The organism is Dictyobacter aurantiacus (genome assembly GCF_003967515.1).
Classification (GTDB): domain Bacteria; phylum Chloroflexota; class Ktedonobacteria; order Ktedonobacterales; family Ktedonobacteraceae; genus Dictyobacter; species Dictyobacter aurantiacus.
Window position 1 is genome coordinate 1,640,875 of record NZ_BIFQ01000002.1, and the last position, 22,211, is coordinate 1,663,085.

At 50.7% G+C, this 22,211-nt stretch carries 18 protein-coding genes; 7 read left to right on the forward strand and 11 right to left on the reverse strand.

Going from position 1 to position 22,211, the window contains the following annotated elements:
• Window positions 1-10: 10 nt before the first annotated feature.
• Window positions 11-1,303 carry an MFS transporter gene (locus tag KTT_RS31395; protein ID WP_160146265.1) on the reverse strand — a complete coding sequence of 431 codons (1,293 nt, stop codon included), beginning with the start codon at window positions 1,301-1,303 and terminating at the stop codon, window positions 11-13.
• Window positions 1,304-1,742: 439 nt separating this feature from the next.
• Here KTT_RS31395 and KTT_RS31400 point away from each other — a divergent pair, with 439 nt between their 5' ends.
• Together KTT_RS31400 and KTT_RS31405 are read left to right on the forward strand one after the other, a co-directional pair.
• A complete protein-coding gene (locus tag KTT_RS31400) occupies window positions 1,743-2,000 on the forward strand; it encodes a hypothetical protein (RefSeq protein WP_126601609.1) in 258 nt (85 codons plus the stop codon).
• A 135-nt stretch (window positions 2,001-2,135) separates the two neighbouring features.
• A complete protein-coding gene (locus KTT_RS31405) occupies window positions 2,136-2,783 on the forward strand; it encodes a hypothetical protein (RefSeq protein WP_126601610.1) in 648 nt (215 codons plus the stop codon).
• A gap of 201 nt (window positions 2,784-2,984) precedes the next feature.
• Here the strand turns inward: KTT_RS31405 and KTT_RS31410 are convergent, their stop codons facing one another.
• The 6 genes from KTT_RS31410 to KTT_RS31435 all read right to left on the reverse strand — a co-directional run bounded on the left by KTT_RS31410 (window position 2,985) and on the right by KTT_RS31435 (window position 12,479).
• Complete coding sequence (locus KTT_RS31410) at window positions 2,985-3,164, reverse strand: hypothetical protein (RefSeq protein WP_126601611.1); 180 nt, start codon at window positions 3,162-3,164, stop codon at window positions 2,985-2,987.
• A 71-nt stretch (window positions 3,165-3,235) separates the two neighbouring features.
• Window positions 3,236-5,203 (reverse strand): replication-relaxation family protein, encoded by a 1,968-nt coding sequence (locus KTT_RS31415; protein ID WP_126601612.1) that lies wholly within the window; start codon window positions 5,201-5,203, stop codon window positions 3,236-3,238.
• Complete coding sequence (locus tag KTT_RS31420) at window positions 5,203-8,262, reverse strand: type IV secretory system conjugative DNA transfer family protein (protein WP_126601613.1); 3,060 nt, start codon at window positions 8,260-8,262, stop codon at window positions 5,203-5,205. The genes KTT_RS31415 and KTT_RS31420 overlap by 1 nt, the downstream gene beginning before the upstream one ends.
• Window positions 8,259-11,249 carry a VirB4 family type IV secretion system protein gene (locus tag KTT_RS31425; RefSeq protein WP_126601614.1) on the reverse strand — a complete coding sequence of 997 codons (2,991 nt, stop codon included), beginning with the start codon at window positions 11,247-11,249 and terminating at the stop codon, window positions 8,259-8,261. Before KTT_RS31425 ends, KTT_RS31420 begins: the two co-directional genes overlap by 4 nt.
• Before the next feature lie 90 nt (window positions 11,250-11,339).
• Complete coding sequence (locus KTT_RS31430) at window positions 11,340-11,600, reverse strand: hypothetical protein (protein WP_126601615.1); 261 nt, start codon at window positions 11,598-11,600, stop codon at window positions 11,340-11,342.
• Window positions 11,601-11,621: 21 nt separating this feature from the next.
• The gene (locus KTT_RS31435; protein ID WP_126601616.1) at window positions 11,622-12,479 is read right to left on the reverse strand and encodes a hypothetical protein; all 858 of its coding nucleotides are present in this window, start codon (window positions 12,477-12,479) and stop codon (window positions 11,622-11,624) included.
• Between the two features lie 515 nt (window positions 12,480-12,994).
• Between KTT_RS31435 and KTT_RS31440 the strand changes: the two genes are divergently transcribed.
• Window positions 12,995-14,089 carry a trypsin-like peptidase domain-containing protein gene (locus KTT_RS31440; RefSeq protein WP_160146266.1) on the forward strand — a complete coding sequence of 365 codons (1,095 nt, stop codon included), beginning with the start codon at window positions 12,995-12,997 and terminating at the stop codon, window positions 14,087-14,089.
• A 50-nt stretch (window positions 14,090-14,139) separates the two neighbouring features.
• Here the strand turns inward: KTT_RS31440 and KTT_RS31445 are convergent, their stop codons facing one another.
• The 3 genes from KTT_RS31445 to KTT_RS31455 all read right to left on the reverse strand — a co-directional run bounded on the left by KTT_RS31445 (window position 14,140) and on the right by KTT_RS31455 (window position 15,644).
• Window positions 14,140-14,646, reverse strand: coding sequence for a hypothetical protein (locus tag KTT_RS31445; RefSeq protein ID WP_126601618.1), 507 nt, complete (start codon window positions 14,644-14,646; stop codon window positions 14,140-14,142).
• 79 nt (window positions 14,647-14,725) lie between these two features.
• Window positions 14,726-15,067, reverse strand: a complete 342-nt coding sequence (locus KTT_RS31450; RefSeq protein WP_126601619.1) for a hypothetical protein — start codon at window positions 15,065-15,067, stop codon at window positions 14,726-14,728.
• A 7-nt stretch (window positions 15,068-15,074) separates the two neighbouring features.
• On the reverse strand, window positions 15,075-15,644 hold the full coding sequence (locus tag KTT_RS31455; protein WP_126601620.1) for an effector-associated domain EAD1-containing protein: 570 nt from the start codon (window positions 15,642-15,644) through the stop codon (window positions 15,075-15,077).
• 660 nt (window positions 15,645-16,304) lie between these two features.
• Between KTT_RS31455 and KTT_RS31460 the strand changes: the two genes are divergently transcribed.
• From KTT_RS31460 to KTT_RS31465, 3 genes are all read left to right on the forward strand, one after another.
• Complete coding sequence (locus KTT_RS31460) at window positions 16,305-17,102, forward strand: hypothetical protein (RefSeq protein WP_126601621.1); 798 nt, start codon at window positions 16,305-16,307, stop codon at window positions 17,100-17,102.
• Between the two features lie 610 nt (window positions 17,103-17,712).
• On the forward strand, window positions 17,713-17,883 hold the full coding sequence (locus tag KTT_RS36340) for a hypothetical protein (RefSeq protein ID WP_160146267.1): 171 nt from the start codon (window positions 17,713-17,715) through the stop codon (window positions 17,881-17,883).
• Window positions 17,884-18,384: 501 nt separating this feature from the next.
• On the forward strand, window positions 18,385-18,903 hold the full coding sequence (locus KTT_RS31465) for a hypothetical protein (RefSeq protein ID WP_126601622.1): 519 nt from the start codon (window positions 18,385-18,387) through the stop codon (window positions 18,901-18,903).
• 456 nt (window positions 18,904-19,359) lie between these two features.
• Here the strand turns inward: KTT_RS31465 and KTT_RS31470 are convergent, their stop codons facing one another.
• Complete coding sequence (locus tag KTT_RS31470) at window positions 19,360-19,953, reverse strand: DUF6585 family protein (protein ID WP_126601623.1); 594 nt, start codon at window positions 19,951-19,953, stop codon at window positions 19,360-19,362.
• Between the two features lie 1,126 nt (window positions 19,954-21,079).
• Between KTT_RS31470 and KTT_RS31475 the strand changes: the two genes are divergently transcribed.
• Window positions 21,080-22,084 (forward strand): PP2C family protein-serine/threonine phosphatase, encoded by a 1,005-nt coding sequence (locus KTT_RS31475; protein WP_126601624.1) that lies wholly within the window; start codon window positions 21,080-21,082, stop codon window positions 22,082-22,084.
• The last annotated feature ends 127 nt before the right edge of the window (window positions 22,085-22,211 follow it).

Genomic DNA, 22,211 nt, shown 5'->3' on the forward strand with positions numbered 1-22,211 from the left:
TTTCAATACTCTAATCATGTTGACCAGCGTGGTCAGGTAATGTGCTGTGCTCTCTTGTTTCCTGTGATTGACCAGATTCTAATGCAAGAGAGGGAATAAAGAGCAGGAGGGCAGCCAAACTCGCGAGGAGAAAGAAAGCACAACCGAGGTCGAGAAGGGGCAGGATACCAAGCGGAACAGCCAGTATGCTACCTAGTCCGGTACCTACCAAGAGAAGGAGAGAGAGCGTAGCGACATAGGCGCCGAACACGCGAGCGCGTAGGCGATCCTCGACAGAGGTTTGAAGTAAGGTTTGAGTGCTGACCTGGTTGCTCACTGTTGGTACGCCTGAGAGCGTGAACAAGGCTAGAATCAATGGAAATGACCGAACGTTGAAAGCCAACAGGTAGATCAAGCCCTTGCCTGCCCAGCCCAGCCAGAACAATCGCGGTAGAGAGAGTCTTTTCGCGAGCCACCCGACACAAACACTGCCAAGGAGACTACCAATCCCCAGCGCTGTCAGCATAGCCCCGTACTGGGCAGCTTCCATGCCGAGGATGGCCGATGGGAAAAGAACAAAGAGTGCATTGATCACTCCATCGGCCAGCGAACCCAATCCTACTGCCACAAAGAGTGTTCTGATCCCTTTTTGTTGTCCCACTGTACGAAGCCCCTCTAGCCAGTCGCGCCAGTACGCAAACCATTTTGCACGCACTGTACCCCCAGAGGCCTCTACTTGCTCCGCTTCGGAATTGGGCGCAACTAGAACCAGGGCGATTAGCACTGCTGAACAAAGGTAGGAGATGCTGTCTGCAAGAGTCGTCGAGCCGAGTCCGAAGATTTCTAGGAGAGCGCCTCCTAGCAAAGGCCCTAGAAGGCGCGCGGAACTGCTACTCAACGAACTAAGCGCATTGGCCTTCTGTAAATGATTACGACCAACAATAGAGGGGATGAATGCGAGAGACGCGGGATTAAAGAATTGGGTAATGCAAGCTTCTGTAAAGCTCACAACATAGACAAGCCAGAAGAGATTTGGTGCATAAAGAACCAGCAGCAAGAGCAGGAGTAGCATCGCTCGCGCGAGATCGGCCACAATCATGGTCCATTTCCGATTCCAGCGGTCTACAAACACCCCAGCCACTGAAGAGAGGACAATCCACGGGAGCGTACTGGCGATAAAGGCCATGCCAGTGGCGAGGGCAGACCCCGTATGGGCGTAGACGTAAAACGGCAACGCACCACGTAGAACCCAATCACCAAGGGTAGAGATCAACCCGCCAAGCCAGAGAAGAGCATAGTTGCGATTACGGAGAACAACAAACACTAACGTACTCCTTTGGCAAATAGATTGTTTGACTGCTAAATTCAAGCATACCATACTCTTTGGTCATTTTCTAGCGGTCTCGCACATATATTGCTAGCAAACATCATGCGCATTTGCCAAAGCTACGTGGACAGAACTTTGGGTTCTAGTAAATCTTCCTCACAACTCAAGACCAGGTTCTCGTCGAGCTGCGTGCCACTAGCCCTTGCTTCCGTTGTAGACAGAGTAAACACATCTGTTAGTCATTCAGGAAGCGGATCAAAAAGCCTCCTTTGTCTTCTGGACAAGGGATGATATCATTCTGAATGATCAAAATAGCAGGCCGTACAGGATAGGATGCGATAGACCCGCCTTTGCTTAATGGAAGTGTGGTTATTCGCAGGATGAGAGGCAGGATGTTAAACTTCCATGGCTCTCCCGTGCAGGAAAGGAAGCATTTATGGCAGAAAAAGAGTACCTTTTCACGTTATTGTATCGAGCTTTTCTCGACATCCGCATCGCCAGTTACTCAAAAGATAACCACACCTGTTTTGTGCTGGCGGATATCTTTCATACGGTTCCCCTGCAAATGAATCAGGCTGAAAACGGTGTGCAAAGTTATGCCGACATCATTCTTTGGATACAAAAGAAATGTGAAGAACGCAATTGCGCACCCTGGCTTGAAAATGCCAACGCCGATATGGCAAAAAGACTGTAACGAGCCTCTTCAACAGGACTGGATCTTTCGACACATGCACGATATCGGCTCCATCGATCTATCAAGCGGATACCGACATTATACACAACCATTGGCTCCCCACCCCCACATCTCCTGAATAGAGAAAGGATATATATGCACCCGTTTTCTTTTCCAAACGGCTTGAAATTTTTGGATGGCTACATTTGGGAACCCGATCAAGTAAAAGTATGGGTGAATTCAGAGCCTATTGATTATTTTAGACTTCACATTTCATACGATACTCTTGCTGTGCCTGATCTGGAGAACATCTGCGGGCCTTCTTACTTCAGGAAGGCGATAGAGGAAAATGCTGTAGGACTAACCCCGGCTCAACGAGTGCTTTTTCCGGTCATTGAAGATTTTGAGGTCCACTTCGTCCCTGGCAATAAAACTTCGGTGACGGATGATGATCAAGATACATATCAGCCCTGTTTTTTTAGTGCATCACAAGGCTTTTTATCGGATATAGCTGTCTCCTGGGATGATTATACGGTTGCGCACGTTTGTCACAATACTTTTCATGTACCTTGCGGAAGTTTCGCCGTTCCTTATTTTCAATTAGAACAGTATTTCACCATTTTGATTGCTGAGAAAGATGGGTTTGTGTATGTGCTTAGGGGAGAATTTGAGAATATACAGACAGAAGGGTATGGAATATGGTTCAAAGTTGAGCGTAATCGTTATTTTTCTGAGTGGGAAAAAGCCATTCAAATGTGCCATCGGTATTGTGTTAGTGGGTGCGCCTCTGGATATAGCGGGTGACGCGTTCAATGACCCCTGGGGGATGACCTCTACTTCCTGGGGAAGCCGGTTGTCTTTGGCGATCTGGCACGGCAGGCAGGCGAGCACGACGTTGCCGACCCGGGTAGCGCCACCCTTGTTTACTGGGACAAAATGGTTCAGGCTCTCAAATGGACCCTGGCAGAAGGCGCCGCGCCATGTGTAGTGCCGCAGAATCTCGGCTCACTCGCCGATCTGCTGGCGGCAGGGGTGGTTCTTGCGATAGGATTTCTCTTTATGGCGCTCGATGCGATAGCTTTCGGTATAGAGTCGGTCGCGGCAGTGCATCTTACAGGCGGTGTCGCTCTGTTCCCAGGTGATGACTGCGTTGCAGACCCGGCAGCGCTTCTCGATGTAGACCATGGTGCCCTTTTCCCTCATGCTCATTTTCTACCGACACATATGATGAGAAACCATGCTATTTTCATTGGTTCCTAAAATGCTGTAGGAAAATGATGGATTACAAGCGTGAAGCCGTATGAGAGAAGGTCTTTCTCCAGGAGGATGACAAGCCGTAATGGACCCAGTGAGTCGAGGACCTGCTGCATCCGTGCTATGGCTTTACGAGATGTGGTGACAACGAGGAGTGGAAGCGCTGCGCCTGTTGCCTGATGATAGTCCAGATAGGCGGTAAATTTGCGGGTATATTGCACGATGCCTGTGGTCCCTCGATCATATTCGAGCAGGACCATTCTCATGGGGTGGTCGGTGGGAGAGAGCGCGAAGATGATTTCGGCATCAGGCCGAACGTGTTCATCGTTGTGGGTGATGGTGTCCCGATACCAGCGTGCAGCCTCATGGGCGCTTTTCCACTGATAGATGACCTCTCCTCGCTCATGGGCACTGCGGTAGAGGTGACGCATAAACGAATAGAGCGAATTGGTGTGCCACATCTGCCCATTGAGTCCGCGTGTACCCCATTGCCGATCAAGTTGCTCATCATCATTTTTTTTGTACTTGGGTGAGACAAAATAATAGGTGTATGGTTCCCCAATACGAATGGCCATGAACTTTAATGCGACAGGCGTGAGGAGGTACCTCTGCTGTTCTAATGGTGTTCTTCCCGAGGACCACAATCTCGTTTCGATCAGTCCAAGCTGGAAGAGATAGGTGATACGCTGTTGCAGTGGTTTGATTGCCTGGGGATTAGATCCGGGCCGCAGGAGTGCCTGGAAGGTGGGCACGTCAAGCAAGGGATGGTGCGCTGACCAGTTGATCAATGTTTTTTCCGAGCTGGTGAGCGCAAGGGTCAGCAACCCTGTTCCCTCTATCCCGAGCTGATTTTTTCGTTTTGCGGCAAAGAGTTCCTTGAGACGTTCTCTTGTCAGCTGTTCTGCTTCCTCCTGCAGGGTGTCACCAACATAGCGCTGCAGCCGTTTTTTGGTACGTGGTGGAGGCGCAGCTGCCTCTTTGAGGCGCATTGCATAGAAGTGGCGTTGGTTCGAAATCTGTTCGATGAGCTCTTTTGAGGCGGGCTCACGAAGAAAGTGGGAAAGGCCATACCGGTCGGGATGCTCTATCGATGCCAGGATGCCGAGATCCCACCAGATAGGCGTGTAGATGCCATCGCTGAGCGCATCCAACGTGGTTATTCCTCCTGAGAGCGGCGTGGTGGTTCGTTGGATGCTCGTTTCCAGCAGCAGGCGCGCCCAGAGCGAAAGCCTGGAGTGTGTGGAGATAATCAGCACTTCTGGCCACTGGTGACGATAGAGCCGCAGACTCTGGCGCAGATCCAGCAGTGAAAGCAACCAGCGTGCCACTGCCCGCTCTGCTTTCTGGTGTGGCTCAGTGTCCACATGTACGAGGAAGGTGTAGGTTTTTTCCTCATCCACGTGCTCAATGAGCAAGGCGGCATCGCTGGTGAGGGTGTGTTTCTCCTGTGCCAGGGAATAGACATGGTGCCATGGTTGCTGATAGCTCATGAGCTGGTTGTTATGGGTTGCTCCTTCGGCAATGATGCGTGTCGCCAGGGACGTGCATGCGAGATGGATGTGAGGGCGTGCCAGGCGCGCGAGCAGGTCAGCGCGTTCGACGGGATAGGATTTTGCGAGTCGGGCCATCGTGAGTGGTGGGGATGGATGCACTGCAGACAGATAGAGGTAGAGCCCCATATCTGTGGCATAGTAGCGCTTTTGTTTGCCAATGGGAGGTTCGCGGAGCACAATCGCGTCGATAAGTCCCAACTCAGTCATTCTTTTGAGCTGCTCAGCAAGATGGCCTTTATCCAGCTGTGCCTCTTTTTGAGCAAGGATACGAAGCAACTCTTCTTCAGAGAGAAGGGACAGCCAGATCAGCCAGGAGAGAATCGTGAGATGCAGTATGGTATAGTCCTGTTTGTGCAGGATGGTTTCGAGATCAGCTCGATACAGTGGCGTCCAGACGCTGGCTGGCTCTCTGGTCATTACTCACCCCTTTCTCGTTCACTTCCCCAAAACGCTCTCCCCTTCATGCTCCTCTCAGGGAGGATGATGGGTCGATTCTCCTGCTGATTGGATGGTATTGGTTGGGGGTTGTTCTGGGGTTGTGATGGAGGTGGGACGCCGACCGGATCTTTGGTTGCTTTATTCCGTCTGCTGCGTGGATGATTGCGCTTCCCTTCGTTCTCTTCGTGCGTTCCTGTTCCTCTCGCTGATGATCCGCCTGCAAGGCTGCTGCCAATGGTTGCTGGTGTGTCGCCAGCGTCTGATGATTGTTGCTTGCTTTCATCTGCTACCGTTGATGAGGACGGCTGTGGGGATGAGATGTTTAGCCCCTGCTGGCGTAGCGCTTCTGCCCGTTGATCAGCTTCTTCTCGTTCTTGCCTCGCTTTTTGCTCTGCCTGTACATCGCGTTGCATCTTCTGGACAAAGAGCGCCACATCGAGAAACTGCGAGACATGCCGGGCGTAGTGCTGATCAATATCAGCTGCCCGTGCATTTTGTTGTTGATTGGAGTGGCGAATAGCTTCTGCTTGCTGCTGGCTTGCTGCGGTGTGGCTCCAGGAAGACGGCCTGGCAAGCGAGACAGATACGATCTGCACAGGATAGCTGGGAATGGCTAGCCGCGCATAGCAATGCAGCCGGGGCTGGCTAATGATATGCCGTTGCTCGACCACCTGGCGCAGTTCTTTTTCTAGAAGCTCGGCATCTGCTGCCGAAACGTTAAACGCGCAGATGGTATCACAGGTGGAAAAGACCATTTCAAGCAGGCCATCGCGGATCTTATTCAAGCGTTTGAGATTTTGTGTCGCGAGCAGCATGCTACACCCGAACTTACCATCTTCTGAGAGCAGACGGTCATAGTCTCCTCCTGAGAAGGCATGGAACTCGTCAACCGCGCAGAACACCTTTCTTCGCTTGAGCAGGGGAAGTGGTTCTTGCATGCGAAACGCGCGGTGGAGCAAATTGATGAGTGTACTGCCGAGGACATTGACTGCGGCGTCATCCATATCACGGGAAGAGAGGGCGCAGAGAATGATCTTGCCCTCAGTCACGCTTAAATGGATCGGAGCTTTGGTGATCGGCTGCCCCACGATTTTGCGAAGCTGCTGGTTGTCCTGAAAAACGCCAAGTTTGGTGACAATGGGCATGATCACCTCACTGCGAAACGAGCTCTGCTTTGGCAGGTTAAAATAGACATGTTGCCACCAGGCCAGCAGTTCCCGGTGCCATACTTCCGCCATATCAAGCTCTTGCAGGACCTGAAGGGCATAGTCAGGGTATTGCAGCAGAGGATTAATATCGAGCAGGGTATATTGCTGATCTGCCTGTCCCTGTCGTACTTTCTTTTGATTGAGGCTATAGAGCAGCAGGCAGACGGCTTTCAAAAAATAACTCATCCTTGGACCCCAAAAATCGGCCCAGACGCGTTCAAAGCTCGACATCACATTGGCGATGGCCTGGTCTCGGGTAAAGCCCATACTGGCATCGAGAGGATTGAGGGCAACGACGTAGTTTGTATCGGTAAGATCGAGCAGGATCACATCCTGTGCGCGCTGCGGAGGAATGAGCAGCAGGAGATCTTCGATCAGATCCTTATGGGGGTCGATGACGAAGATGCCAGGTTGGGGCATCCCATGACGTATCGGTTGCATCGCCGCCTGCGCCAGTAGTTGAATCAGGGTCGATTTGCCGTAGCGAGACCGCGCGGCCAGGAACGTGTGGCGAAAGAGCGTGTCATAGGGCAGATAGACCGGAATGGAGAAGCCACGATGCCTGGAATGGCCGATCAATGCCGGTGGCAGAGGAGCCGGGGCCTGCTCAATCTGCGCGGCAATTTCAGGAGAGGCTAAGAGATGCTTCACGGATAATCGGCGAACCAGGGGCAGATCCGTGAAGGCCTGCGGGAGATGAAAGGCGCCGGAGAGCTCCAGGCCATTGCAGATATCAGGTCCGGGAGCACCGCCGTGCAGGAACCGGAGCACTGGATGCTGATAGGGAAAGGCTGCCGCTGCGTGTATGAGCCTGCTTGCCTGCTTGTGTTCTGCCCGGATGTAGCGGACCCGTTTGAGATACAGGCTGTTGGCCGAGGCCAGCGTAAACTGGCGATAGGCGACCTCCAGTCGTGTAATGTGTGCTTTCAGTTGGATGTGCGTTGAGCTTGCCTGCTGCCCGATCACCACCACCCGGAGCCGAGTATAGAATGCCTGACGTGACAGTTTCTCGGCGACCAGTTTCATGTCATACATGTCCTGGTGACTCCGGGTGATCTTCCACCAGAGCAGCATGATCCCTCCCATCACAAGCGCTATACCCAGCAATGCCAGGTGTACCCAGGCATGGGCCAGGTACCAACGCGAGCCGAGCAGGATGCCGAAGCTTCCCCCAATCAGCAGCAGGGTTTTGAGGCCTTCTGTGGTGGTCGTTGTGTGTTTTCCTTCCCGGGTGATGGCGTCGCGTTCCCCCTGCAATGGGTGCTCAATGGATTTGCGGATATAGCGGCTGATCCAGGTATCTGGTGCGCGCACGAGGGCCAGTTGTGCGATGCAGCGTTGCCCGGACCCCAGTGGTTCCATGGCGGCGAGAATACCGGCCAGCGGGTCCGCACCCGGTTCTGCCAGCGTTTTTCCAGGAAATGTCTTGAGCGGCATCCATGGCCGTTGCGTGAGGGCAAATTCTCCAATCATGGCGTGCTCGCCAGGATGGAGAAAGAGTGGATCAGCGGCCGGGGCAATGCGATGCAGTTCAGCCTGAGGGTACTGAGCGGAAAACTGTTTGCTGAGCAGGACCAGTTGTTCCGCTGAGGAGGCGCGCAGGACAAACCCCTGCTCCCGGCGCGTTCCGACCAGTTCCAGGCTAAACGCCTCATCGGTGGCGCAGGCCTGAAAAAAATTCTCCATCGCGCTTGCCTGCAGTTCTCCCTCTTCGCCGGGCAGAATGAGGAGCACGTGTTCAGCCCCAACCGGTGTGGCAATGACATCAACGGGTGATGATGGCGGTATCTGGATGGTAGGTGCTGTCGCAGAAGAAGACATGAGCCTCATGTGTGCTGTCCTTTCTGTTGTGGCATTGCCAGAGACGCGCGACCAGCGTACGCTGAAGGACCAGGCGCTTGTGGTAGTGTTCCTGGACGTTGTGTCTTCATACGCATGGCTCGCCGCTCGACGGGATCGGTCGTAAAGAGAGCGCGGTAGACGGGGTTGGACCAGATAGAGAGTGGCGCGTACTCGTTGCCAATGCGTACCACACACTGCCCGGGAATGCCCTCAACAAGGATGCGTTCGAGCTCCGCTGGGAGATTGAGCTTCTCAACGGCTGTTCGTTGCATCCCCAGATAGAAGACTGTCCCCGCATTCGACAAGATGACCTGCCCGGCCTCCAGAAAATCGCGAGGATGCTGGGAAAGCGTGATAAGCGCAATGCCGAGTTTGCGAAAACTCCGACTCCAGTTTTCCAGGTAGTGTTGTCCTGCGGCATGTTTGAGCAAATAGGAGGCCTCTTCCACGATGTAGGCGAGATAGCGGTCATCCTTTTTGAGCGCTCGGTGCCGCTGTAGAAAGTTCTGAACGACGTAGGTCATGAGCGCAAACCATTTGCTATCGAGCCCCTTGATGGAAAAGATGGTGAGCGGCTTTTCCAATGAGACACTGGTCTGCCCGGTCTGGAAGAGATAGGACGCCTTTTCCAATCGTTCGAGCAATGACTGACGCATGCTCTCGGATGAAGTGGGGGTGCTCTGCATTGTTTTGATAAAATCAGCCAGGGTAGGCGGCGGTTTGAGGAGCGTGTCGGGATCATGCCGAATCGCCTCTGATGTAATGCCACACGCCGCATAGGTCGCGCGCGCAACCGTTGTGAGATAGGCTTCTTCCCCCTTTGAGAGTTTGCTCTCTTCATCAGTGACCAGGAGCGCCAGCCCGGTGAGCAGGGCATTATCAAAAAATTCCGCCAGGATATCTGCCGGGTCATCCGGGTCAACGTCTGCCGGCCCAAAGGGAATATCAAAGAGATTGATGGGGCAACTGCGTGCCAGGCTATAGCGTTGACTTTCCCCGGCCAGTGCCTCGTGGAGTGGCAGGTAATCGTCGTCTTTATCAAGGACAACGACGTCGGCGAGTCCAAGGCCCATGAAGCCAGTCGCGATCGTTTTGCCCAGCCAGGATTTTCCCTGCCCCGTCTCTCCGATCACCACGACATGGGGATTGGCGATCTTTTTGTCCTGGGACCAGGGATTGAGATAGACGGGTCGCCGGGAAAAACCACTGCCGGTGTAGCCCAGGAACACGCCTGTTGGCGTTCCGATGGTGCCACCGGTGCCAGGCAACATAGTGGAAACAACGTCACTTGTGAGCTTGACCCCGTGTTGCAATCGGTCGAGTCCCACCGGTAGGCATGATTGCCAGGCCAGATCGTGTTGATAGGATGCAGGGCGAGCTTGCAGTTGCATATCACGCAGATGGGAGAGCAGGTAGCGGCAGCGTTGCTCGAGACGCTCCATGGTGCTCGCATGGACACAGATGGTGATTGAGACGTCGAAGATCTTCAACGTCCTGGCCGCCAGGGCATGGGTGATGCGGCGAATCTGGTTTGCTTCCACGGTTTGATCTGCTCTCGTGATGCGCAGTGTTTTTTGATTGGAGAGGCGCTGGCTTTCTAACCTGGTCAGGGCCTGTTCCAATTTCAGAATCATGAAACGGCTATCGATGGGTGTCATCTGGGACGAGACGACCAGCGGTAACCCCAGGTCGTGGAGCGTCTGCATCCATCCACACAGCAGGTGATGTCCGTAGCCAGTGATGGTAAACGTGCACATGTAGCGCGTCTGTGTCCCTGCCTGTATCTGCAGAACATCTGGCTCAATCGTTACGGCAGATGGGGCGAGCAGATCCGCCACGTCAAGGATGCCTGGTTCGTCGGCGCACCTGGCATGCGGGCTGCTATATACGAACGCGCCATGCAGCCCCAGAATGCGCTTCTTATAGTTTTTGCTCCCTCTCTGTGAGGCCAGAAGTTCCGGGGCAAAGGTAGGATGCGCACTCCCGGGTGCAAGACAACACGCAAAGAGCTGCAACGCTTCCTGGTTTTGGAGCGGCCAGATATGCATCCCCAGGTGCTGCATGGCTTTCCTGACCACCGAGATGCGGATATGGAGCTGATCAAGCACCTGGGCTTGCGAGACCGGGGGCCTCTGGTGAAATCTCAGGAGCCGGATGGCACTGGCGCGTACTGATGAGGGGGACCCATTGGGATGCTGAAACACCGCATCCGTGCTGGCTGCGGAGACGATGAGCACATGCCGCGTTCGTGTGCAGGACGCCATGTGCTGTTGCTGGATGCGGATACTCTCTTGCTGAAAGGCCCGCAGACGTGGTGTCTGTGAGAGCGTCGCAAGAGCTGTTTGTTGGGCCACTACGCCAGGCGCCTGCTGCGCATCAACCTGTTCAGTGATGGAGAGCACCTGCAGATGGAAATCAAGACCACCCAGAAATCCCTCGAACCGGCGAAAGATGCGCAGTTGTTCGTGTTCTGGGAGCAGACCAATGTTTTTTCCCTCAATTTCCAGTGCCGTCCAGGAGCGGATCGTTGCTCCTTTCTTGTGCTGGTAGATTTTGCAGCCGATGCCATGGTGGAGTGTATCGATGGGGATCCAGGTTGCCTGTACGGATGGGAGCGGTTTGCTCCCAGGCGCTTGCCTGCTCTGGTTGCTCTTGTGTGCTTGCCAGGTGGTTTTCGTGGGGATCGTTTTTGATCGTGCAATCAGATAGAGCCAGGTGACGAGCGCGACCCCCTGAATTCTGGCATGCACGAAGACCATAGCCACGAGCGTGATCAGCACACAACTGATGAGGTGAGGAACGAGAGGGAGTGCTCCCGTCAAGGAGAATGTGCCCGTCAATACTCCAAGATCGGTGAGAAGTTGGGTCAGGCTCATACCGAAGATTTTCTCTTCGAAGGTAAACAGGTGCCCGGCAACTTCTTTGACCAATGGATTGTCATGTTGTGGTTGTACCTGCGTTTCTTCTTGCATCATGGTATCATTTTCTCGCGAGGAGGACGTTGGGATACGTCCTCCTCGCGTTTCACTGTATGGACTCCAGTCATGGATGAGCACCCGTGGGAATCAGGGATGGATTGCGTGCCCGAGCTGTTGCCCAAAGGTGACAATGGCACCAGCTGCCGCGATCAGCGCGGCACAGAGAAACACTTTTTGAAGATTCTGCCAGCGTTTGTTGTGGGCGGTGACATTGGTATCATCGGTAAACATGACCATGATCACGTAGACGATAATCATTAATCCCGCAATCGTGAGCCCCAGGGTAGCGGCATCCGACTGCAGATTTTTTAAAATGTTATTGAGGGTATTGAGTGTTCCATAGTTCATGAGAAATCCTCCAACAGGTGCTCAGAGCGCGAGAAGCCTGGCACCAACGATAATGGTTCCAATGACGCGACCAATACCTTGTGATCCTTGAATGGACATCGATGGGAAACGTGCGAGCAGATCAGGGACTTTGGCCACCAGAAACAGCATGGCAATGGCGAGCAAGATGCCGCTGACGCCATTTTGCCCAGCACTTGCCAGCAACGCGAGCCCGAGGGCAAAAGCCAGAAACTGGATGAACTGCGTAAAGGTGACAACGACAAACATGCGTCCCCAGAACGAAAAAAAAGAGGACGTCTGTGGTAAAAAGGAGCATAAGAAGGCCAGTGGTGAGAGCACAAACAACAGATTCCAGAGCACGAAGCGCTCAAATGCCTGAAACACCAGGCGAATCATGGTGAAATTGAGAAGAATGATGACGCCAAGATACAGCAAGGCGCCTTGCCCCTGTGTGATGCGCGCTCCGTTATTGATGGTGTTGAAAAATCCATCCAGATTTGCATTGACCAGACCGCACAACACATTATTGAAGATCAGCAGATCCTGCCCAAAGAAGAAACTTAAATTCATCAAGAGCGCAGTCACGAGGATTTTGGGCACGAACTGGTTAAGTGGAAGCGTGAGCGTTCCAGTACTCTCTGAAACCATGATCTGGATGGCGCCGAAAATGATCAGGAGCAGAAAAAACGCATCCGCAACCGCAAGCGTGGTTTCCCAGGCGCCAACTACAACACGATTGGTGGTCGTCAACTCCAATGGCGTGCTACTCATGAATCTGGTAAAAAGGGGCTGCAGTGGCCCCAAGATGCTAGTTCCAAATCCTGCATTGGGCGCGTTGAACAGTACTTTCAAGACTTGAAAAAATTGCTGAAAATCCACGGCTCTGCCTTCTCCTTCCGAGGCTTTTCTCCTCAGATGGTTGCCTTCCATCGAACATCGCGCCGTTTGTACGCGTCGAGATTGAGCGTACTCCGGGAACGGTGGCAGGCCATTGGTAAGCAGGGAGAGAGTACAGGAGGGACAAGGCAGGGAGTGAGGGGGTAGGAGCAGCAAGTGCACCTGCAACTGCCACTTCTTCTGATCAGAACATTATCCTGCCTACTGATTTTTTTGCAACGTTGATATTGGTGTTGAAAAGAGTGTATTTAATTGTGCTGCCGCCTGTTTCTGTAAGGCTGGAGGAACATGTGAATACGTATCCAACGTGTGATTGATGCTGCTGTGTTCTCATATCTCGTGAACGATTTTGGGTGGATATTCATTGAAAGGAGTAGCGTTGCCACCAGTCATGCTACTAGCCTAGGAATTATAACATTTGCATGATGATAATTATATAAATATCGGTTAATATTGTATATATTGGGTTTTATTCGCAATAGATGGGTGTTTTATATATGCAGAATGATGATAATTATCAAGCGGCATTCCTTGCTCTGAAAGATGCGTATAGAACGCGAGAAAAGCTGAAGCGCATGCTGCGTATTTATTGTGGTAAAAAGCTTGAAGAGATTTCCCTGGCCAATACTCTTCTTGATCTTGTATCTGATGTCATGGATACTGCAGAGTCTGAGGGATGGTTTGACCAACTGCTTCTGGGAGCGCATCGGATGACTCCTGGAAACCAACCATTGTTTGTGGTAGTCCAGCAACTTGGGTTGTTGCCAACAGTCACAGCTGTATCAAGGCCGGAAGCGATTATTCGGGAAGCAAACGTATTCATTGACCTGGCGGTTTGGAACACACGGTTGAGCGAAGCTGAATTTCGTGTATGTCGTATAGAGACACCACATGCGCAAGGATCTGGCTTCCTTATTGGCCCTGATCTCGTTCTCACCAACTATCATGTGCTAGGTCATTATCTTAAGGCGCCATCAGTCTATCCTGCAGATATTCGGATTCGTTTTGATCACAAAAAACTGGCAAATGGGAAAGTGCTTGATGGGAAAACGTTGAGGCTTGCGCAGGATTGGTTTGTTGACGCTAGCCAGCCAAGCTCCCTTGACGATGTATCTCACTCATTAACCCAACTCCCTGCTGTGGATGAACTTGATTATGCTATTGTTCGTTTGTCTCAGAGCATCGGTAATGAAGAGTTAAGTGGAAAAGGAAGGCCAAATGCGCGTAAACGCGGCTGGTTTAATCTCTCTGAGCTTCATTCGACTGCGTTGATTTCCTCACTTACTCCAGGCGCTTCGTTGTTTATTTTGCAATACCCTCATGGATCTCCACTTATGCTTGCCTTTGATACGAACTCTATCATTCAGATGAATGCTAACCAGACTCGTGTACGGTATCGAACAAATACCATGCCTGGGTCATCGGGGGCTCCAGGTTTCAATCAGATGATGGATTTAGTCTGCCTTCATCGCGGAGGTACACAGGATGCTCATTCAAGCATGAGATACAACGAGGGAATTCCCATTGTCTCTATACGCGATCTTCTGGTAAAACGAGGTTTAGAATCTGTTCTTCGTTCATTGGACACGTAACGTTCCCTTTTGAATGGTACCACGTATCGTAGTGTTCTAAGCGTTAGAGTTTATGTATAGAATATGCCTTGGTCGCATAAGATTTTTAGGATTTCTGGTAACATCTCCAAATAGTGCGCCAAAAGTTCAAGTTCTCTAATCACCTGCCGGCGCATTTGTGGAGCCTCTTGAGGCTGTAAGACATGCACAGCGGATAGGTTTTGTATGTGGAATACGAGAACATCAACGAGATGCTCAATAGTTCGATAGAATGCAAGAAAACGATAGCGCTGAATCTTTAGCTCTGTTGAGAGCAGTTCGGGATACTCTAATTGTTGAGAGCAAGGTTTTAAGGCTACACTCGTTGATTGGATTGCATGTTGAACAGCGCGACAAAATGGAGTTCTGTATGGTCCCTGTGATTCTGAAATAAATGTTGTATATTCTTTAATCTGTACTGTACTTTCACGAATCGAAACAGTGGCTTGATCTATAATTGCACGATATTGACTAATGTTGCACAGCTGTTTTTGTGGTTGTGGTAACCAGGGTCCTTGAATGATGGGTGTATTTGGCATGTTTGCGATCCCTTTCGAGGATACAATGAGCTGCACACTATAAGGCTGCATTCAAGGAATGTATACAAAGTGTGACAATTCACAGGGTGACATCTTCTAAGATTTCCGCCAATTTTCGATCACATTGTAGTAATTGCAAATAATAGTCTGATGTTTTTCCCTTTGTTTTCAACAATGAGGAAGACGAAAGAATAAGGGCACTACTCTCATCTATAAGATGCGCTACCTTTTCCCAGTTGATCCGAGGATATTGAGCACCCTTCTGGAGGGTGCTGAGAATTCCTCGTATATCCTGAAAAAAATCTTTAAGCAAATCAATATGTTTCTGTTCTATATTTTCTATATCCTTTTTTTCTTCAGGAGCAGTCTGCCCCTGTAAAAGTTGTTGACCTGCTTGCAGGCAATGAATGCAAACCTGCAATTGACGTTCATGCGATATGTCGGCTAAATTGGTGATACCAAGGATCGCCAGCTGCTGGATGACAATTCCACTGGTGACGAAAATTTGCTGAGAATGGTGCAGCTTGATGACTCATTTGTTGCTGTTGAGAAAATGCACTCAGTGGAATTATTTGAGACACAGATTGCTGAGGTGACACTGGACTTGTGTGGAAAGATTGGGCTGGAGTCGATGCTTCTTCTGTGGCTCGTATAAGAGATGGACGAGTGTTGCCAGGAATTTGAACGTGAGCGTTTGTATGTTTGGATGATTGATCTGATGGTTGGGGTATGCAAAATTGCTGGTACACCTGTTGAAGGCGATGGTTTTTGGGATATTCTTTTGCGGTTGCTGTAATAAAATCGTCTAGCCACCCTTCAGACTCAGCATTTTCTATAAGCGTAAAAATAATTTCATCCATATTGGTACCGTTGGTAATTCGATTTAACCTGATATCCAATTTTGTTCGTAACAATTTCCCCAGTTTTTCTTTACTGGTAAAAATATTCCCCAGAATGTCTAAGAGTTGTTCTAACTGGTCCTTTGATAAATCATCCATGGCGCACCACCTTGTTGCCAAAGATTACGTGCTACTTCATTAGTGTCTACGACAGCAACATTTATTGCAGTTCACACTTTTAATACATTTATACCATATGCATCCACAAAAAAAACCTTGTCATGTCCTTTGATTTTTCTTAGTCTCAACGACCAACCCAAGTTGAATAGAGGAAGGTATTTTTCTTTTCTATATTTGTGGCTAGAGAAGAAAACTTTTCTACCTGCCGCTCACATATGTGTTCATTCATGTTACGCATTATTATGGATAGTGTGAAATGTGCTCTTTTGGTGACATAGGTAGAAGCATACGTGCCTTCCGTAAAAATGAAGAGGGTACGCTCTCGAACTGCTTCACACGTGCGTTGATACGATTTTCACGATTTGGCAGATCACCATTTCGTGTCACTATTTTCGTATGCTCCCATGTTCCTCTACCCTCTCCCTCCGTTCTCGGGCTGCTTTCCCCGGTATTCCCTGCTGGCATGGCGTAGAGTACGAGTGAACCCTTGTGGAGAGGGCAAGAAATGTATTGTTCGTACATTCACCATCGCAGAGACATCTGGAGGACTGCTTCTCTGACGATGGTGCAAACCTCGTCATGGAACCGGTTGCACAGATGCCTCGCGGTGTGTGGAAGAAAGAAGAAGAGGGACCTTCCATGACGCAGTATTCAACATCCACCAATAGTGTACACCCTGACTGGACCAACTTTATTGCGACCGCCATGTTTGAGGGTGGTCAGGCCTTTTTGAAAACGATCAGTAGTGCGTCCTCTACGATTGATGAGGCTCAGCTGCAAGCGGATGAGAAGCAGGCGGACCGACGTCTCGCGCAGGCGTTTGATGCTGCGAAGCGTGATCGAGCGAATCCTGGACCACATCTTCTGTCCGCGGTACGGAACTGGTCGCGCAAGCAAGCTCTTGCCATCCTTCGCGAGAAAGCGGCGGGCAAGCAGATCCGGCAGGATTTCTACCAACCGTTTCAGTACGATCTACAGCAAGAGATCTCGACGATGATTCTTGACCTCCAACTGTTCTGGGAACAGGAAGATGAGCGGCGAGCCGTCGCGAAACGAAAGGAGGCTGAGCAAGCATTTGATGCAGCGTACCCGGTCGTGCGTGGTCTGAATGATGCGGTATTAGATGGTGAGCGAGAGCGCCGTGCCGTCTTTGAGTCAGGTCAACAGATGGCTCGTGACTGGGCGAACAAATACGAGGAGAGCGTGAAGACACGTGAGCAGCAGATTGAAGAGCGTGAAAAACTCATTGGGCAGCAAGAGCGTGAAAACAGGGAACACCAGCTTGCTCTGCGTTCCCTCGCCAGATGGGATGACCGAGCTTCCTTTGCCAACACCATGGTGAGCACAGGAAAAAATACCATCGGGTGTCTGTTCCTCTGGCTTTTGCTCGTTGCTGGTATTCTGGTCGCGATCTACTTCGCGTTTCCTCATCACTAATCTCACGACGATGTGTATGTCGTTCTTGTAGTTTGGCCAGGAAGATGCAGTATTGCTGCTTTCTTCCTTTGGAGCTTTTCCTAACCCTGTCCTCTGCATCCAGGGCAGGCTTCGCGGTTGCGAAGAAGTGGATCTGGCTCCTCCTATAAAGTCTGGATCTACCGAGAGGATGGAGAACGTGCACGTTCGCTCCCGTTTTGGTTGAGCTTGCTCGTGTACTTTCTCTCTCCTCTCACGGATTGCCGGTATGGATTGTGGTGATTATGTCCGCTCCCGTTCTGGTTGAGCTTGTTCATGATCATGGGCCTATTCATACTGTTTCCTCTGGTTTGTTTCTCTCAGACAAGAGCAAGAGTGCTGGGGTTTTCCTCACCTCTTCTCTTGTCTTTCCTTGTGTGCATGCGATGAGTGGACATCGAGTATGTGCACTGTAGTTGCGAATGCTCACTAGTATGTATGCACCGGGCGTCAAATGTACGCTTATCTCTTCGATGCATTGGGATTGATTATGTGAGATGACCGATAACGCCGGTACTGTGCTCAACAGCTATGCTCATGATTCTTTCGGTGGACGTATTGGCAAAACGATCACAGGAAAAAGAATCTATGGATGTTTGCAGATGGCTACCAGGATGCCACCACGTGCCTACTCACATTGAGGATCCGCTACCTCAATATTATTTTTGTCGCTAGATCCGGTGTACCGTATGAGGAGCCAGGAAATGATTATTTTGATCGCCTGGACCTGAGCAAACCCAACGGTGTTATGTTCGGTGAGTAGAGTAGCCAGGATAACAGTCGAGCGCTCTCAGTACACGTTACGTAGAGATTTTCAGAAGAATAGAGGAGGAAGATTCATGATGTGGATATTTTTCATATACAAGGCGTATGCTTGTTGACTCTTGTCATCCAGATATTGAATACTATAAAAATGCTCTGTATAAAAGGGCATCTATTGAGCTCTGATATATATCAACCTTTTTTCACGAAGATAGATAGTGCAACAATAGTCAATTTTATTTCCTTCCTACACCTTGTAGAAGGTCAATGAGCGTGTGCATTAACGTACAGGGAATGCCGAGTATCGTAACCAGGAGGGGCATTAGAAAATGTGGCTAACTGAGCAGGACGAGACACGTGATCTTGATGATGTCCCTTAGTAGATGTATCGCTACTGGTACAGATATTTGTTGGGTGGACTTGGAATTGATCGGGCGCCTCCATTGGGATAAGGACCAATGTGTTGTTATTTTCCAGAAGTAAAAAGATGAAAGGAAAAAAGATGAAGAGAATCGGATTGCTCAAATATGGAGGGTGGATCGTCGCGGTGTGCATTCTTGTGATACTTGTTCGTTTCCCATTGCAAGCACAGGCAGCGAAGACGCTTCCATCTGTCGAGACGCTCAATGGAACATTTTCCAGCCAGAATCTGCCTGAAGATGGAAGTACGCTCACACTCGTACGTATTCCTTTTAGCGTCGTTGCACCCGCAAAACTCCAGATCACAAGCCTCATTGACGCGCAGTTCGGCGGTGGAGGATGTTGTGGACAGGGTGGTACTGTCGTAACAGAGACTTGTTCGCTGGTCCTTGATAGTAGTACGACGCTTTTTACTACGGCATGGTCGAGTAATGCGAGCCTACCGGCCTCGCTCTCGATGACAGCAACAGATAGTGACGTTCCGGCAGGCTCGCACGTTCTCACTGTTCAGTGCACAGGGTCTACTGATACTGGCTCTCCAGGTGAAACGGTTCTGGCTCGTAGTGGAGGAACGAGTCTTCTTGTGATCAGTGGCGTCTAGTTCTGCGATTAGAGGTTGACTGCTGAAGCTCCTATTTGACTGAGCCTCATCGATCATTTTCAGCATGGACATGAAAGATGGAATACGATCGTTTGAATCATCGCACCTGTCAACGTTGGCACTGTGGCGAGCTGATTGAAAACTGGTGGACCTAATAGCTCCGACCATTCATGGCGGTCATCTTCGTATGATGTAAGAAGCGATCGAGCCGTGCAGTTGCCAATACCTTATCGCCTAATGGGGGCGTCTGTTCGCCGATAAGATATTGGAGGGCACATTGATTGAGCTATATTTATAGTGCGCACACAGTGACCCACGCGAAACAATGGTGCGCCTGTCGACAGATAACCCCTCAAGCATGGTAAATGGGTATGTATGGCTGCGGCAGTTTTGAATGAGTACGGCAACATAGTTGTCGCAGCCAGGCAGGGGCATGAGAGATACTGCAGAGCCTTTTTAAGGAGTGTGCATTCGGCTATTGGTCGACTGCGTACATGGCATGAGTATGGTGAGAGGCATCTCTTCTTTTTTTCTGCGTGCTTCATGTCCTGTAGTTGCTTGCTTACACCGTTTCCAGATACCACGATAAGGGATGGTAAAGACGTTGTTCGGTGGGGAGGCCGTGAACGCATAAATACTATAGGTGGTGCCGTAGCGAGAGCGATTGATGTGTGTCCCTTCCACCTGGCTCCAGCGGAGCGTGTGGATGATGCTGTGTGTCCATCGATTGCATTCGATAAAACCCTCGCTATATACATAGGCGGCAAAGGCCAATGGAGGGATGCTGAGGTAGAGATAGAGTGCAGACGTTGCGCCAATGAGGATGCCGACCGTGGTGAGGATCCCAAAGCCTTTCCAGTCTGGAACTTCGGAGATGACTGGAATGGGGCCAGTGAGTATCGCGAGTATGAAGAGAGATACGCTGAGAAGGAGTGTAATGATGGCGACAAAAAGATACGGCAGGGTTTGCCAGAAGCGGGTATATCGTTTTTGTGGGATACCCAGATGATGGATGCTGGCTTGTTGTGTAACCTCTACAGGGACGTGCATCGATATGGATCCTCTCTTTTCTATCATGCTCTTCTTCATTCTACCATTATTGTCGGGGTAGAGGGACTCAAGAACATTTTTCTTCTAGAAAAGAAGCCAAACAAGTGTTTTGTGTAAAAAGGTGTGGCGAAGAAGCGGGCTGGCAATGAGGCATCTGTGATGCTTGCTCATGACAGCTCTCTTTCTGCAGGGGATCTACTCAGCTGTGTTCATCGGTGTGACCATTTCCCACTTCTGTCACTGTACTGCAAGATCCACATGTGCTACGAAATGGTGATCTGCCGAAAATGGGCGATGGCGTAAGACGCTTCTCGGGCGTATGGCGGATCAGATAGCGCAAAAAAGAAGGCAGGCCTTTTGTTGCCGTTGGCGTGCGCGGAGGTGAAGTGCCGTAATATTGAGTCTGACCCACGAACAGAGTTCACCAGCCTCTTTGTCGCTATCCTACGCCATCCTACCCCCCGGCTGCCCCTCTGCTCTATGGGGTTGTTTTGTATGATTGAAGTGAATAGAAAAAGAAAAAGCAGAGACACCATCTGCACCTGGCAGCATTGCCATTCCCGTATAGTTGTTTTTCCTCACTTGGTACATCCAAACGAGGAGATCGACTATACACGCATGATCACAGCAACACAGTTCTGTTCGTTGATCATGAGCTGAAAGACGGATTGCAGGGCCTTCATCGTTGCGATGAACGAACTCTCCTGATGGTCAGCACAAACCTGAGTGTTTTTCGTAGCGCTTTCACTTTGTAGGCATAAAGAGTATGGTGCAATCTCTGTAGGTTGTTCCATCATAGGTGGCGAAAAATGTAGATATGTATTGTGGGTTGTATTGTTGAGGTTGTTGTCCGTATAGTGTTGTTCACGTCTATTGTTTTACTGCCTGTGTGTCCGATGCGCCTTCTGGATGCATACGAAGGGTCCCTCATCGCGGGCGATTCGTGATGTGCTGAATATGAGAGCACTCATGGCGTAAAAAAGCCCCAGCTGTTCTGCACGACATTGAGCCGTTTGTACGAAAGCGGACTCAAGAGGAGGGCTTTTTTGTGCTTTTTTCAGCAGAGGCGTGTCTTTTTGATGTCCATTGATACTCCTATCAGGAGGTATCACAGAAAGGACGTGGTATGGTCGTCGATATGCGTGTGTTTCTCCACAATATTCATGCTGCGCTTGCCAATCGGCAATACCAGCATGTGCAATTTCTGGTCGACTACGCGATCAATCGTACTCAGAGTGATGCATGTGCCCTCACAGATGGATCCCGGTGTGATGTCAGTATTGGATTGCATCCCGGTCGTGTACGCGACCGGAATGAAGATTGCGTGCTTGTGGTTCAGGGGCGTCGACCTTCTCAGGAGTCCTTTGGCCTGTTTATTGTCTGTGATGGCATGGGCGGCCACGTTCATGGACAGGAAGCAGCGCATCTCGCGCTGCAAACGATCCTCGAATATCTGCTTCCCCATTTAGAAAATGATGTGGACCCTCCTTCCTGGGAACGGTTGCTCGTCGATGGCATTGAGCAGGCGAACCGATGCATTTATCTGCGCAATCAATGCCTGGATCAAGAGCGGATTGCCGATGGCGTTGCCGTCAGTACCTCGCAAATGCGTCATATGGGCACCACCGTGACCGCGCTTTTGCTCCTGGACCGTGTGGCCTATGTTGCCAACGTGGGTGATAGCCGTACCTATCTCTATCATCGCTCGCTCAAAAAGATCACCCAGGATCATTCCCTGGTTGCCCATCTGGTTGCTGAAGGCGTGCTTCGCGAAGAGGAGATCTATACGCATCCACAGCGCAACCAGATTACGCGCTCCCTCGGTATTCGACCCCAGGTTGATGTTGATATCTTTGTGGTACCCCTCTCTGGCGACGACACGTTCCTGCTCTGCAGTGATGGGCTGTGGGAGATGACGCGCGACGACAGGATTGAAGCAGTGCTGGCGACGCCCTGGGCTCATGCTTCGTGTATGACGAGCCAGCTGGTGCAGATGGCCAACGACGGAGGTGGAACGGATAACATCGGCTGTATTGTCGTGCACGTATGTCCACACGCAGATATCAGTTCGATGGAGACGATACCGCTGGAGCCGGTAGCAGGACGCAGCCGGCTGGGACATGCGTCCTGATGATCACAGCATCATCTCTTGAAGCTTTCGTGGTTTACCACGTATAATATACAAGAACGAATGGAACGTATGTTCTTCCCAGGCTTGTTTTCGAACGATCACGAGAGGCGAGAATCATATAGGTATG